Source organism: Kitasatospora sp. NPDC032757, assembly GCF_055579305.1.
The window spans coordinates 269,597-282,808 of record NZ_JBVINN010000003.1; the positions used below are offsets into that span (position 1 = coordinate 269,597).

General features: G+C 73.2%; 12 protein-coding genes and 1 riboswitch. Of the genes, 5 read left to right on the forward strand and 7 right to left on the reverse strand.

The window, feature by feature from the left end:
• Nucleotides 1-52 precede the first annotated feature (52 nt).
• Together macS and ACZ5WK_RS06760 are read left to right on the forward strand one after the other, a co-directional pair.
• Nucleotides 53-1,255 (forward strand): MacS family sensor histidine kinase, encoded by a 1,203-nt coding sequence (gene macS / locus ACZ5WK_RS06755; RefSeq protein WP_465545638.1) that lies wholly within the window; start codon nt 53-55, stop codon nt 1,253-1,255.
• Nucleotides 1,236-1,943: a response regulator gene (locus tag ACZ5WK_RS06760; protein ID WP_465545640.1), complete on the forward strand. Its 708-nt coding sequence runs from the start codon at nt 1,236-1,238 to the stop codon at nt 1,941-1,943. Before macS ends, ACZ5WK_RS06760 begins: the two co-directional genes overlap by 20 nt.
• A gap of 53 nt (nt 1,944-1,996) precedes the next feature.
• Here ACZ5WK_RS06760 and ACZ5WK_RS06765 read toward each other — a convergent pair whose 3' ends face one another.
• Nucleotides 1,997-3,955, reverse strand: a complete 1,959-nt coding sequence (locus tag ACZ5WK_RS06765) for an anthranilate synthase family protein (protein ID WP_465545642.1) — start codon at nt 3,953-3,955, stop codon at nt 1,997-1,999.
• A 301-nt stretch (nt 3,956-4,256) separates the two neighbouring features.
• Here ACZ5WK_RS06765 and ACZ5WK_RS06770 point away from each other — a divergent pair, with 301 nt between their 5' ends.
• Together ACZ5WK_RS06770 and ACZ5WK_RS06775 are read left to right on the forward strand one after the other, a co-directional pair.
• Nucleotides 4,257-5,591 (forward strand): class II 3-deoxy-7-phosphoheptulonate synthase, encoded by a 1,335-nt coding sequence (locus tag ACZ5WK_RS06770; RefSeq protein ID WP_465545644.1) that lies wholly within the window; start codon nt 4,257-4,259, stop codon nt 5,589-5,591.
• A gap of 180 nt (nt 5,592-5,771) precedes the next feature.
• The gene (locus ACZ5WK_RS06775; RefSeq protein WP_465545646.1) at nt 5,772-6,050 is read left to right on the forward strand and encodes a (2Fe-2S)-binding protein; all 279 of its coding nucleotides are present in this window, start codon (nt 5,772-5,774) and stop codon (nt 6,048-6,050) included.
• A 22-nt stretch (nt 6,051-6,072) separates the two neighbouring features.
• Here ACZ5WK_RS06775 and bfr read toward each other — a convergent pair whose 3' ends face one another.
• Nucleotides 6,073-6,552 (reverse strand): bacterioferritin, encoded by a 480-nt coding sequence (bfr, locus tag ACZ5WK_RS06780; protein ID WP_465545648.1) that lies wholly within the window; start codon nt 6,550-6,552, stop codon nt 6,073-6,075.
• A 216-nt stretch (nt 6,553-6,768) separates the two neighbouring features.
• Between bfr and ACZ5WK_RS06785 the strand changes: the two genes are divergently transcribed.
• Nucleotides 6,769-7,398, forward strand: coding sequence for a sulfite oxidase-like oxidoreductase (locus ACZ5WK_RS06785; protein WP_465545650.1), 630 nt, complete (start codon nt 6,769-6,771; stop codon nt 7,396-7,398).
• 11 nt (nt 7,399-7,409) lie between these two features.
• Here ACZ5WK_RS06785 and ACZ5WK_RS06790 read toward each other — a convergent pair whose 3' ends face one another.
• From ACZ5WK_RS06790 to thiO, 5 genes are all read right to left on the reverse strand, one after another.
• A complete protein-coding gene (locus ACZ5WK_RS06790) occupies nt 7,410-8,780 on the reverse strand; it encodes an FAD-binding oxidoreductase (RefSeq protein WP_465545652.1) in 1,371 nt (456 codons plus the stop codon).
• Between the two features lie 145 nt (nt 8,781-8,925).
• Entirely contained in the window at nt 8,926-10,794 is a 1,869-nt protein-coding gene (gene pknB / locus ACZ5WK_RS06795; RefSeq protein ID WP_465545654.1) for a Stk1 family PASTA domain-containing Ser/Thr kinase, read from the reverse strand.
• A 99-nt stretch (nt 10,795-10,893) separates the two neighbouring features.
• Nucleotides 10,894-11,691 (reverse strand): thiazole synthase, encoded by a 798-nt coding sequence (locus tag ACZ5WK_RS06800; protein ID WP_465545656.1) that lies wholly within the window; start codon nt 11,689-11,691, stop codon nt 10,894-10,896.
• A 2-nt stretch (nt 11,692-11,693) separates the two neighbouring features.
• Nucleotides 11,694-11,903, reverse strand: a complete 210-nt coding sequence (gene thiS / locus ACZ5WK_RS06805; RefSeq protein WP_396319397.1) for a sulfur carrier protein ThiS — start codon at nt 11,901-11,903, stop codon at nt 11,694-11,696.
• The gene (gene thiO / locus ACZ5WK_RS06810) at nt 11,900-13,069 is read right to left on the reverse strand and encodes a glycine oxidase ThiO (protein WP_465545658.1); all 1,170 of its coding nucleotides are present in this window, start codon (nt 13,067-13,069) and stop codon (nt 11,900-11,902) included. The genes thiS and thiO overlap by 4 nt, the downstream gene beginning before the upstream one ends.
• Nucleotides 13,064-13,176: riboswitch (TPP riboswitch) on the reverse strand. It overlaps the preceding gene by 6 nt.
• Nucleotides 13,177-13,212 lie beyond the last annotated feature (36 nt).

Genomic DNA, 13,212 nt, shown 5'->3' on the forward strand with positions numbered 1-13,212 from the left:
GCGACGGGGACCGTCGGACACGCCCCCGGCCGCCGAGGGAGGGGCGGGGACGATGACGGACGGTGGCAGAACGGCTGCGGTCGGCGGGGCGGTCGCGGCCGGCGGCATGTCCGTCGAACTGCCGCTCTGGCGGGCCATTTCCTTCTTCCGGGTCCTGGCGCTCTGCTACGCGGTGCTGCGCTTCTTCAACTCGTACCTGGAGTTCCTGCACCCCGTCGCCGGCTGGATCTACCTCGGCGCGCTGACGCTCTGGACGCTGGCCAGCACCCGTGCCTTCGCCGGGCCGCAGCGCTGCACCTGGTACGTGCTCGGCACCGACCTCACGCTCGCCGTCACCGGCATCGTGATGAGCGGTCTGACCGACGACCCGGCCCGGATCAGCCACGGCGCGCCCACCCTGCCGACCATCTGGGCGGCGGGCACCGTGCTCGGCTTCGCCGGCCGGGGCGGCTGGCGCTGGGCGGCGGCGGCCGGTTCGGTGATCGGGGTGGCCAACATCCTCGGCCACGGCGGTCCGACCGGCGACAACATCCACAACATCGTGCTGCTTATGGTGGCCGGCTGTGCGATCGGCTACGTGATCGAACTGGCCCGGGCCAGCGAGGCGACCCTCACCCGCGCGCTCCAGGTGGAGGCCGCCAACCGGGAGCGCGAGCGGCTCTCCCGGGACATCCACGACGGCGTGCTCCAGGTGCTCGCGCTGGTCCAGCGCAAGGGCGGTGAGAAGGGTGACGGCCGGAACGCCGACTTCGCCGAGCTGGGCCGGCTGGCCGGAGAGCAGGAGCGCGCGCTGCGGGCACTGATGAGCGGCGGCCCGCTGCCGGCCCAGCGCGCACCGCTGGAGCCGCGGGACCTCCGCATGCTGCTCGGCGCGTACGCGGACGAGCGGATCACGCTCTCCGCCCCCGGCACCCCGGTGCTGCTGCCCGCTCCGGCCGCCGGTGAGCTGGCCGCGGCCGTCGGCGCCGCCGTGGACAACGTCCGCAAGCACGCCGGCTCCGGGGCCCGCGCCTGGATCCTGGTCGAGGACGAGCCGGAGGCCGTCACGGTCAGCATCCGCGACGACGGCCCGGGCTTCGCCCCCGGGCGGCTCGGCGAGGCGGAGCAGGCCGGCCGGCTCGGTGTCTCCCAGTCGATCCGCGGCCGGCTGCTGGACCTCGGCGGCACGGCCGAGCTGTACTCGGTGCCCGGGGAGGGCGTCGAGGTCGAACTCCGCGTCCCGAGGAAGGGCTCTGATGACCGACCAGCCGACTGACCGGCCGACGACCGACCTGCCGACGCCCGACCGGCCGGTGCGGGTCATGGTCGTGGACGACCACCCGATGTGGCGCGACGCCGTCTCGCGGGACCTCGCCGAAGCCGGGCTGGACGTGGTGGCCACCGCCGGTGACGGCGAGGAGGCCGTCCGCCGGGCCCGCGCCTGCGCCCCGCAGGTGGTGGTGCTGGACCTCAACCTGCCCGGCCTCTCCGGCGCCGAGGCCTGCCGCCAGGTGGTGGCCCAGGACCCGTCGGTGCGTGTCCTGGTGCTCTCCGCGAGCGGTGAGCACGCGGACGTGCTGGAGGCGGTGAAGTCCGGCGCGACCGGCTACCTGGTGAAGTCGGCCGGCCGGGACGAGCTGCTGGACGCGGTGCGCCGTACCGCCGTCGGCGACGCGGTCTTCACCCCGGGCCTGGCCGGCCTGGTGCTCGGCGAGTTCCGCCGGCTGGCCGCCGAGCCCGCCGCGCCGACCGCCCCCGCCGTCCCGCAGCTGACGGCCCGGGAGACCGAGGTCCTGCGGCTGGTCGCCAAGGGGCTGTCGTACCGGCAGATCGCCGACCGGCTGGTGCTCTCCCACCGCACGGTGCAGAACCACGTCCAGAACACCCTCGGCAAGCTCCAGCTGCACAACCGCGTCGAGCTGGTCCGGTACGCGATAGAGCAGGGCCTGGACGACGAGATCTGAGCGGTACGCCGCGCCGCACGGGCGGCGCACCGCTCGGGGACCTGCGGGGAACCTCAGCCGCGGACGGCGGCGGCCTCCCGGAGCAGCCCGGCGACGATGTCCACACCGTCGCGGGTGAGCACCGACTCCGGGTGGAACTGCAGGCCGGCGAAGCCGGGGCCGCGCAGCGCGTGGACGTCGCCGGTCAGCGGGTCGCGCGAGACCTCGACGCCATCGGCGGCCAGCCGGGCGGCGTCCGCGTCCGAGCAGCGCGCGGTGAACGTGTTGTAGAAGCCCACCGTGCGCTTCACCCCGAACAGGTCGACGCTCTCCTGCGCGCCCTGGAACGGCACGGCCTTGCGGGCCAGCGGCAGCCCGAGGACGTCCGAGAGCAGCTGGTGGCTGAGGCAGACGGCGAGCAGCGGCGCGGTGCGGGCGCCGGAGCGGACGGCGGCCAGCGCGTCGGCGACGATCGGGCGGAGCACGGCCATCTTGGGGTCGTCGGCCGCGGCCGGGTCGCCCGGGCCGGGGCCGAGCACCAGGGGGCCCCGGTGGGCGGCGACCCGCTCGCGCAGGCCGGGCTCGTCGAAGCGGACGACGGTGACCTGGTGGCCGAGCGAGGTCAGCAGGTGGGCGAGCATCGAGGTGAAGGTGTCCTCGCCGTCCACCACCAGGGTCGGCTCGGCGTGGGTGATCCTGACCGGCTCCTGCATCCGCAGCCAGAACGGGGCCAGGTTGGCGCGCCGGGCGTCCAGGGCCGCCTGGACCCGGTGGTCGTCGGCGAGCCGCGGGCCGGACGGGTTCGGCAGCCGGTCGGGCGCGGGGCGGGCACCGATCGCGGTGAGCACCCCGGCGGCCTTGGCGTGCGTCTCGGCGACCTCGGACTCCGGGTCCGAGTGGCGCACCAGGGTCGCGCCGACCCGGACGACCAGACGGCCGGTGGCGGGGTCGATGTCGGCGGCGCGGATGCAGATCGGGGAGTCCAGCTGCTGGCCGCCGCTGGCCGAGCGGCCGATCAGGGCGAGCGCGCCGGCGTAGTAGCCGCGGCCGCCGCGCTCGTACCGGCTGATCACCCGGGTGGCGTTCTGCACCGGGCTGCCGGTGACGGTGGCGGCGAACATCGTCTCCTTCAGCACCTCGCGGACGTCCAGCGAGGTGCGCCCGCGCAGCTCGTACTCGGTGTGCGCGAGGTGGGACATCTCCTTGAGGCGCGGCCCGAGCACCTGGCCGCCGAGGTCGCCGACGGTGCACATCATCTTGAGTTCCTCGTCGACCACCATGGTGAGCTCCTCCAGCTCCTTGGGGTCGTGGAGGAAGGCGATCAGCGAGTCGAGGTCGGCGCCGCCCGCCGGATAGCGGTAGGTGCCGGAGATCGGGTTCATCACGACCGTCCCGCCGCTCTGGCGCACGTGCACCTCGGGGGAGGCGCCGACCAGCACGCGGTCACCGGTGTGCACCAGGAAGGTCCAGTAGGCGCCGCGCTCCTGCTGGAGCAGCCGGCGGAAGAGCGTGAGCGCGAGGGCGGGGGAGCAATGTCCGTCGGCGGCTCCGCCGCGGGCCTCCAGGGTGGCGGTGAAGTCCCGCCGGATCACGAAGTTGGCGCCCTCGCCGCGCCCGATCTCGTCCTCGATCACCCGGCGGACGATGCCGGCGTACTCCTGGTCGTCGATGTCGAACGCACCGCCGGACAGGGAGACCGGCAGCTGAGGGAGGGCGGGCGTCAGTTCGGCCAGCGGAAGGGCGTACTGCTCGGTCACCGCGAGGGCCTGCAGCGGGGTGGCGTCGTCGTGCGCCTCGAAGCCGCGCTCGCGGATCTGCCGGTACGGGACGAGCGCGAGCAGGTCGTGCACCGGGCCGCCGGCCGGGACGCCCTCGCGGACCGGCAGGTCGGCCAGCCGCTCGTAGCTGCCGACGGTGCCCAGCAGCACCTCGACGGTGTCCGGGGCGAGCCGGGGGGTGCGGCGGTGCAGCAGGGCGAAGGCGGGGGCGTCCGGGCCGGTCAGTCGGGCGAGCAGGTCGGTGGCGGTGGTCACGGTGGCGGCTTCCTTCCGGGTGGAGGCGGGGGGCGGTACTGGAGTTCCGCTCCCGGGAGGGCCGTCTGCTCATACGCCGACGGCCGCCCCGAGGGGCGGCCGTCGTGTTCGTCTAGGAACGCGGGATCTGCGGGCCACCCGAGGGGTCGGCCCACCACCAGGAGTAGGTGTGCGGCGCGTTCATGCGTCGAGCGTAGCGGATGCGCAGGACCGGGCGGGGCCGTCATACGAATGTCCGGCAGGTGTCTCATCCCTCGGGCAGTGGTCACAAATCGGTTGTCGCACCCCGTAGCCTTGCCGTGTGACCGTGACAAATCACCCCTGGCAGTCCCTGCCCGCGGCGCAGCAGCCTGAGTGGCCGGACCAAGAGGCTCTGCGCAAGACCCTTGCTGAGCTCGCCGCCTATCCGCCGCTCGTCTTCGCCGGCGAGTGCGACCAGCTGCGCGCCCGGCTCGCTGCCGTTGCGCGTGGTGAAGCGTTCCTCCTTCAGGGCGGCGACTGCGCCGAGGCCTTCGACGGCGTTTCGGCCGAGCACATCCGCAACAAGCTGAAGACCCTGCTGCAGATGGCGGCCGTGCTGACGTACGCCGCCTCCGTCCCGGTGGTGAAGGTCGGCCGGATCGCCGGCCAGTACTCCAAGCCGCGCTCCAAGTCGACCGAGACCCGTGACGGCGTGACCCTGCCGGTCTACCGGGGCGACTCGGTGAACGGCTTCGACTTCACCCCCGAGTCCCGCATCCCGGACCCGGAGCGGCTGAAGCGGATGTACAACGCGTCCGCCGCGACGCTCAACCTGGTGCGCGCGTTCACCACCGGTGGTTACGCGGACCTGCGCCAGGTGCACGCCTGGAACCAGGACTTCGTGCGCAACTCGCCGGCCGGCCAGCGCTACGAGCAGCTCGCCCGCGAGATCGACAACGCGCTGGCGTTCATGAACGCCTGTGGCGTGGCGCCGGAGGAGTTCAAGACGGTCGAGTTCTACTCCTCGCACGAGGCGCTGATCCTCGACTACGAGACCGCGCTGACCCGCGTGGACTCGCGCACCGGCGAGCTGTACGACGTCTCCGGCCACATGGTCTGGATCGGCGAGCGCACCCGCCAGCTGGACCACGCGCACATCGAGTTCGCCTCCCGGATCCGCAACCCGATCGGCGTGAAGCTCGGCCCGACCACCTCGGTCGACGAGGCGCTCACCCTGATCGAGAAGCTGGACCCGGAGCGCGAGCCCGGCCGGCTCACCTTCATCACCCGGATGGGCGCGGGCAAGATCCGCGAGCACCTGCCCACCCTGGTGGAGAAGGTCACGGCCTCCGGTGCACAGCCGGTCTGGATCTGCGACCCGATGCACGGCAACACCTTCGAGGCCTCCAGCGGCCACAAGACCCGCCGCTTCGACGACGTGCTCGACGAGGTCAAGGGCTTCTTCGAGGTGCACCGCGCTCTCGGCACCCACCCGGGCGGCATCCACGTGGAGCTGACCGGCGACGACGTCACCGAGTGCGTCGGCGGTGGCGACGAGGTGCTGGTCGACGACCTGCACCAGCGCTACGAGACGGCCTGCGACCCGCGGCTCAACCGCAGCCAGTCGCTGGACCTGGCGTTCCTGGTGGCCGAGATGTACCGCGGCGGCCACTGAGCCCACGAGGCTCGGACCGGCCCCGGCCGGCCCCTGATGTGACGAAGGCCCCTCCGGATTCGGGATTCCCGAGCCCGGAGGGGCTTTTTCGTGCCCGGATCGCCGGGTAAGGTGAGGCTTAGTGAGCTAAGGCATGCCTTAGTCAAGATCCACTCCGCCGCACCCCCGGGAGAGACCGCGATGTACGTGTGCATGTGCCATGCGGTCACCGAGGCCCAGGTGAAGAAGGAGATCGACGCGGGTGCCAACAGCCCGCGCCAGATCGCCAAGGGCTGCAAGGCGGGCACCGACTGCGGCTCCTGCGTCCGGAGGATCCAGGCCCTGCTGGGCGAGCACGGCGCGCGGCCCTGCCCGACCGCCCGGCTGGCCGCCAGGCTGGGGCTGGCCGACCCGGAGGCCGCCTCCTCGGAGGCCGCGCCGTCGGAAGCAGCCCCGCTCGCGCCGCTGCGCGCAGCCTGACGGTTCGGGGCGCCCGCCGCTCTCAGGACTCCGGCTGCTCGACCAGCTGGGCGATGTAGAGCGCCTCCCCGAGCTTCTCCAGCAGCTCGAGCTGGGTGTCGAGGTAGTCGATGTGGTGCTCCTCGTCCGCCAGGATGGACTCGAAGATGTTCGCCGAGGTGACGTCGTTCTTGGCCCGCATCACCACGATCCCGCGCTTGAGCCGGTCGATCGCCTCGACCTCGACCTGGCGGTCCGCCTCGAACATCTCCTTGACGGTCTGGCCGATCCGGACGTGGAAGAGCCGCTGGTAGTTGGGCAGTCCGTCCAGGAAGAGGATCCGGTCGGTGAGCACCTCGGCGTGCTTCATCTCGTCGAAGGACTCGTGCCGGGTGTGCTTGGCGAGCTTGGTCCAGCCGAAGTTCTCCTGCATCTTCGCGTGCAGGAAGTACTGGTTGATGGCGGTCAGCTCGGCGGTGAGCTGCTCGTTGAGGAATTCGATGACCTCTGCGTCGCCCTTCATGGCGCTGCCTTCCTGCTGTGCGTCCGGGAACCTCGGCCGTGCCTGCGGCTGCACGCATCCTGGCATCGCGGTGGGACGAAATTCCAGTAAGTTCACACTCAGTAGGACATGTGTCGGAATATCCGATTTGGTTGGCTATTGACCCGTACGGGCGGGCGTGCAGCGCCGGAAAGGGGCGCGCACCGGGCGTTGTCCGCCGTCTGTCACCATGGACCCATGGGTCAGTCCGAACAAGAACCGCTTCCCCTGTCTGACCCGAGGCTCCCTCCGGGGCAGCGCCCGCAACGCGGCTGGCCCGCCCTGCACTACGGCCCGGTGCCCCGCTTCAAGCCACTGACCTGGGAATTCCAGGTGTTCGGGGCGACCGCCTCGGCGGAGAAGCACAGCTGGGACTTCGCCGGCTTCAGCACCCTTCCGCGCACCACCGTCCGGGCCGACCTGCACTGCGTCACCAAGTTCTCGATGCTCGGCAACGAGTGGACGGGCGTGTCCGCCGCCGCCGTACTGGAGCAGGTGCCCCCCGCGCCCGACGTCACCCACGTCATGGTCTGGGCCGAGTACGGCTACAGCGCCAACCTGCGGCTGGCCGACTTCGCCGACCCGCGGACCGTCTTCGCCACCCACCGCAACGGCGAGCCGCTCACCGCCGAGCACGGCTTCCCCGTCCGGCTGGTGGTCCCGCAGCTGTACGCCTGGAAGGGGCCCAAGTGGGTCCGGGCGGTCGAGTACATGCGGGCCGACCGGCGCGGCTTCTGGGAGGAGCGCGGCTACCACAACCTCGCCGACCCCTGGCAGGAGCAGCGCTACTCCTACCAGGAGGAGCCGGGCGACGGGCCGCTGCGCTAGTCGTCCGCGGGTCAGGCCCGGATGTTCTGGTTGAGGTGGAACAGGTTGCCGGGGTCGTACCGCCGCTTCAGCTCCACCAGGCGGTCGTAGTTGCCCCGGTAGTTGGCCTCGATCCGGTGCTGGTCGTCGTGGTCCATGAAGCCGATGTAGCCGGCCTCGTCGGAGTGCGGGGCGAGGGCGGCGTAGTAGTCGCGGACCCAGGCGGTGTTCGCGGCGTTGTCGGCCGGGTCCGGCCAGACGCCGGCGATCACGGTGGCGAAGGTCGCGTCCCGGTGGGAGAAGGCCGTCGCGTCGGCGGGGACGCGGTGGCAGGCGCCGTTGATCGGGTAGATGTGCACCGCCGAGTTGACCGTCGGCACCCGCGGGCCGTACTCCATGTGGGCGGCGATCGCCCCGTCGGTGAGCTCGGTCGCGAAGAGGCCCTTCCAGTACTGCTGGAGGCCCGGCGGCAGCAGCGGGTCGAAGACGGCGGCGAACGCCGGGTACGGCGCCGGGCCGACCCCCTCGGCCACCACCGGCGCCGCGTCCCGCAGCGCGGCGAGCACCTTCTCCGCATCGGCCGGCGGCCCGGCCCAGCAGGGGACCAGCAGGATGAAGGGGTCGCCGACCCGGTCCTCCGGAATGAACGGCAGCGGCGGCGCGAGGTGGAACCCGGGGAAGAGGCCCAGCTGCTCGGGGGCGTCCCGGATGTACTCGCGGTAGAACCGCAGCACCTCGGCCGTGTGCTCCAGCTCGTAGACCATGGGCCCGGCGATCACGTCGGCCACCGGGCTCAGCCGGTACTCGAAGGACGTCACCGCGCCGAAGTTGCCGCCACCGCCGCGCAGCGCCCAGAAGAGGTCCGGCTCCTTCTCCTCGCTCACCGTGTGGAACCGTCCGTCGGCGGTGACCACGTCGGCCGAGAGCAGGTTGTCGCAGCTCAGGCCCAGCCCGCGGGCCAGGTGGCCGAAGCCGCCGTTGAGGGTGAGCCCGGCGATGCCGGTGGTGGAGATGATCCCGCCGGTGACCCCGAGGCCGAAGACGTACCCGGCGGCGTTGAGGTCGCCCCAGGTGACGCCGCCCTCGCAGTGTGCCGTCCGGCGCTCCGGGTCGATCCGCACGCCCCGCCGCCCGGAGAAGTCGATCACCACGCCGTCGTCGCAGGTGCCGAAGCCCGGTGCGCTGTGGGCGCCGCCGCGCACCGCGAGGTCCAGCGCGTTGTCCCGGGCGAAGTCGACCGTGGACATCACGTCGCCGGTGTTGGCCACCCGGACGATCACGGCCGGCCGGCGGTCCACCATGCCGTTGTAGACCCGGCGGGCCTCCTCGTACCCCTCGTCCGCGGGGGTGATCACCGCGCCCCGCACGCGCTCCCTCAAGCCGTCGACGGTGGGTCCGCCCATGACGACCACATCCTCGGATACCGGCCGCCGCGCAGCCCCGTCCGGAGGTCCCGGCGCCGCAGCCCTCCCGACTCTACGGCGGGCGGGGCCGGGCAGGCCTGGCTCCACGCTACGCCCCATGTCCCCACGGCGCCTGGCAAAATCCTTAGATGAAGGGGAAGTTGACCGTCACCACGGTGTGCTGCGGGCGGCGCTCGCCGGGGGCGGGGGACTGGCTGGAGACCTTGCCGGTGCCGAACAGGTTGACGCCGCTGCTCTGCATCGCGAAGCCGGCGGCCTGGAGCGCCTTGGCGGCGTCGTCCTTGGACATCCCGGTCACGTCCGGGACGGGCACCATGCCCTTGCTGACCACCAGCGAGACCGGCGAGTTCTCCGCCAGCTGCTGCCCGGCCGCCGGCGAGCTGCTGATCACCGCGCCCTCGGGAACGGTGTCGTTGTACGTCTCGGTGACGTTGCCGCGGGCCAGCTGGACGCCGGCCAGTGCGGCGGCGGCCTGGTCGGCCGGCTTTCCGGCCAGCTCCGGTACGGCGATCCGCTTCGGGCCGCGGGAGACGGTGACGCCGACGGCGTCGCTCTTGCGGGCCCGGGCGCCGACCCCCGGGTCGGTGGAGATCACCTGCCCGGCGGGGACGGTCTCGCTGAAGACCTCGGTGAACCGCCCGTGCATGCCCGCGCCGTCCAGGATCCGCTGCGCCTCGGCGCGGTCCTTGCCGAGCACGCCCGGCACCGTCGTGTACAGGGCGCCGGAGAGCGCGTAGGTGGTGCCGCCGACCAGCAGCACCAGGGCGGCCAGGACGGAGGCCCAGACCAGCGGCTTGCGGGGGAGGCGGCGCAGCGGGCCGGGGCGGCCGGTGCGCACCGGCGGCGGCTCGTCGTACGGGCGCGGCTCGGCGAGCAGCTGCTCCATGACCTCCGGCGGGACGTCCAGCACGCTGGTCCGCTCGACCGGCGCGGCGTCCGGGGCGGCGTCCGGGGCGGCGTCCGTCGCGGTGTCCGTCGCGTGGGTCCGTGTGGAGACGGCCTGTGCGGAGACGGCCCGGGCCGTGACGGCGGGCCGGATCACCGAGGTCGGCTCGTTGGTCGGGTACTGCGGGCTGTCCAGCGTGGAGGCGGGCGGCTCGGCGTCCAGCTGGGCCGGGGTGAGCGTGCGGCGCACCCGCTGGAGGGCGGCCAGCAGCTCGACCGCGTCGTACGGGCGGGCCTGCGGGTCGCGTGCGCAGGCGCCGGCCACTATGGCGTCCAGCTCGGGGACGACGCCGGGCACGGTCAGCGAGGGGGCGGGGACGTCCTCGTGCAGGTGGCGGTACATCACCTGGACGGGGTTCTCGCCGGTGTGCGGGCGGTGGCCGGTGAGCATCTCGTACAGCAGGATGCCGGCGGCGTAGACGTCCACCCGCTGGTCGGTCCCGTCGCCGGGGCGGATCTGCTCGGGGGCCAGGTAGGAGACGGTGCCGAGGACGGTGCCGGTGGTCGCGGTGGTGGAGGCGGCCGCGCCGTCGGCGGCGTTCAGCACCCGGACCAGGCCGAAGTCGGCGACCTTGACCAGGCCGCCGTCGGTGATCAGGACGTTCTCCGGCTTGACGTCGCGGTGGACCAGACCGGCCCGGTGGGCGGCGCCGAGCGCGGCGAGCACCGGCTCCAGGATGTCCAGGGCGGCGCGGATGGAGAGCGCGCCGCGGTCGCGGAGCAGGTCCCGCAGGGTGCGGCCGGGGACGTACTCCATGGCGAGGAAGACGTTTCCGCCGTCCGCGCCCTGGTCGAACACGTTGACCACGTTGGGGTGCGCGAGTCGGGCGACCGCCTTGGCCTCGCGGATGAACCGGCCGGTGAAGCCCTCGTCGCCGGCCAGCGAGGGGTGCATCACCTTGAGCGCCACGACCCGGTCGAGCCGGGTGTCGGTGGCGCGGTAGACGGTGGACATCCCGCCGGCCGCGATGCGCTGCTCGACCCGGTACCGGCCGTCGAGCAGGGAACCGATCAGGGGGTCGTGCAATGCCATGTCCGCCTTGTCCACCCGGCGAGTCTAGTGGCGCAGACGGGCCCTCAGCCCCGGGCGGCACCGCTCCCGGGGCTCTCTGTACCCGGGTTGTGACACCGTCCGGGCCCTTCGGGGTCAGAACGCCGGGCGCTCGCGGGTGTCCAGGTCGGCCCGGCCCGCCATCGCCGAGGAGGCCTCGGCGTGGAAGCGGCGCGGGATGCGGCCGGCCCGGTGGGCGAGCCGGCCGGCCTCGGCGGCGTGCCGCATCGCCTCGGCCATCAGCACCGGGTCCTGGGCGCGGGTCACCGCCGAGGCGAGCATGACGGCGGCGCAGCCCAGCTCCATCGCCAGCGCGACGTCCGAGGCGGTGCCGGCGCCCGCGTCCAGGATCACCGGGACGTTGGCGCCCTCCACGATCAGCTGGAAGTTGTGCGGGTTGCGGATGCCCAGGCCGGAGCCGATCGGCGAGCCGAGCGGCATGATCGCCGCGCAGCCGACGTCCTCCAGCTTCCGGGCCAGCACCGGGTCGTCGTTGGTGTAGGGGAGGACGGTGAAGCCGTCGTCGACCAGCGTCTCGGCGGCGTCCAGCAGCTCGATCGGGTCGGGCAGCAGGGTCCGCTCCTCGGCGATGACCTCCAGCTTCACCCAGTCGGTGCCGAGCGCCTCGCGGGCCAGCCGGGCGGTCAGCACGGCCTCTCCGGCGGTGAAGCAGCCGGCCGTGTTGGGCAGGATGCGGATGCCGTTGCGGGTGAGCACGTCCAGGACGGAGCCCTGGGTGGTGGCGTCGACCCGGCGCATCGCCACGGTCGTCAGCTCGGTGCCGGAGACCCGCAGCGCCTGCTCCAGGACCTCCAGGCTGGGGGCGCCGCCGGTGCCCATGATCAGGCGCGAGTCGAAGGTGGTGCCGGCGATGGTGAGCAGGTCGTCAGCCATGGTCAGCCTCCCTGCACGGCGGTGAGGATCTCGATCCGGTCGCCGGCCGAGAGCTGTGTGAGCGGCCACGAACTGCGCGGGACCACGGCCTCGTTGAGCGCGGCGGCGACGCCGGAGTTGGCCCGGCTGAGGGTGGCCACCACCTCGGCGAGGGTGGTCGCGGCGGGCACCTGGCGGGGCTCGCCATTGACGGTGAGGGGGATGTCGCTCATGCGGGGACCTTCGTCGTGAAGCGAGTGGGGGAGAACGGCGCGGCGAGGTCCGGCGTCGTGCCGGTGGCCAGGTACTCGGCGACCACGTCGGCGGTCACCGGGGTGAGCAGCACGCCGTTGCGGTAGTGGCCGGTGGCGGCGACCAGGCCGGGCAGGGCGGTCGGCCCGAGCAGCGGCGCGTTGTCGGGCGAGCCCGGGCGCAGCCCGGCCGACGTCTCCACCAGCGGCAGTTCGGTGATGCCGGGGACCAACTCGTGGGCGTCGCGCAGCAGTTCGTACACGCCGCCGGCGGTGACGGTGGTGTCGTACCCCTGCTCCTCGCTGGTGGCGCCGATCACCAGCTCGCCGTTCTCACGGGGCACCAGGTAGAGGTGCCGGCCGCGGACCACCGCGCGGACGTTGCGGGAGAGGAACGGCCGGTACGCCTCCGGGATCCGCAGCCGCAGGATCTGGCCCTTCACCGGGCGGATGGCCGGCAGCACGCCCTCGGGCAGGCCGGGCAGCTGGTGGCTCCACGGGCCGGCGGCCAGGACGACCTGATCGGCGGTGACGGTCTCGCCGGTGGCGAGCCGGGCGCCGGTGGCGCGGCCGCCCTCGGCCAGCAGCTCGGTCGCCTCGGCACGGTGCAGCCGGACGCCGGCCCGCTCGCAGGCGAGGACGAGCGCCTTGGCGAGCCGGCGGCCGTCGACCTGGTGGTCGTCGGTGACGTGCAGGCCGCCGCGGACGCCCGGGGCGAGCATCGGTTCGAGCCGGCGGGCCTCGCGGCCGGTGAGCCACTGCGAGTCCAGGCCGAGCCGCCGGTGGAAGGCGTGCAGCTCGCGCAGTTCCTCGCGGTCGTCCGAGTCGAGGGCGACGGCGAGGGTGCCGCACGGGCGGTAGCCGGTGTCCTGGCCGCCACTGGCCTCGGTGAGCTCGGCGGCGAAGGCCGCGTACCGCTCGTTGGAGGCCATGCCCAGGCGCAGCAGCGGCTCCTCGCCGTACTGGAGCTCGGTGACGGGGGCGAGCATGCCGGCCGCGACCTGGGCGGCGCCGCCGCCGGGCCGCGGGTCGGCCACCACGATGTTCTCCAGCCCGCGCTGGGCGGCGCGCCAGGCGACGGCGAGGCCGATGATGCCCCCGCCGATCACCAGCACGCCGGCGTGGGCGTCCGGTGCCAAGCGTGTCAAAGTCGCTGCTCTCCCTTCGCCGGTATGACCCGGATCAGGTTCGGACGGTCGCAGGCCGTGTCAGCCCGCCTCTCAGCCCGGTCCGCCGGGCTCCCGTGATGGTGCCCCCACCTTAACTCCGGGCGTCCGAGCCGCCGAAGGCG

What these genes read in the sequence shown, in the direction of transcription:
- macS (WP_465545638.1), top strand. Translation starts at nt 53, where the DNA reads ATGACGGACGGTGGCAGAACGGCTGCGGTCGGCGGGGCGGTCGCGGCC.
- ACZ5WK_RS06760 (WP_465545640.1), top strand. Translation starts at nt 1,236, where the DNA reads ATGACCGACCAGCCGACTGACCGGCCGACGACCGACCTGCCGACGCCC.
- ACZ5WK_RS06775 (WP_465545646.1), top strand. Translation starts at nt 5,772, where the DNA reads ATGTACGTGTGCATGTGCCATGCGGTCACCGAGGCCCAGGTGAAGAAG.
- bfr (WP_465545648.1), bottom strand. Translation starts at nt 6,552, where the DNA reads ATGAAGGGCGACGCAGAGGTCATCGAATTCCTCAACGAGCAGCTCACC.
- ACZ5WK_RS06785 (WP_465545650.1), top strand. Translation starts at nt 6,769, where the DNA reads ATGGGTCAGTCCGAACAAGAACCGCTTCCCCTGTCTGACCCGAGGCTC.
- ACZ5WK_RS06790 (WP_465545652.1), bottom strand. Translation starts at nt 8,780, where the DNA reads ATGGGCGGACCCACCGTCGACGGCTTGAGGGAGCGCGTGCGGGGCGCG.
- ACZ5WK_RS06800 (WP_465545656.1), bottom strand. Translation starts at nt 11,691, where the DNA reads ATGGCTGACGACCTGCTCACCATCGCCGGCACCACCTTCGACTCGCGC.
- thiS (WP_396319397.1), bottom strand. Translation starts at nt 11,903, where the DNA reads ATGAGCGACATCCCCCTCACCGTCAATGGCGAGCCCCGCCAGGTGCCC.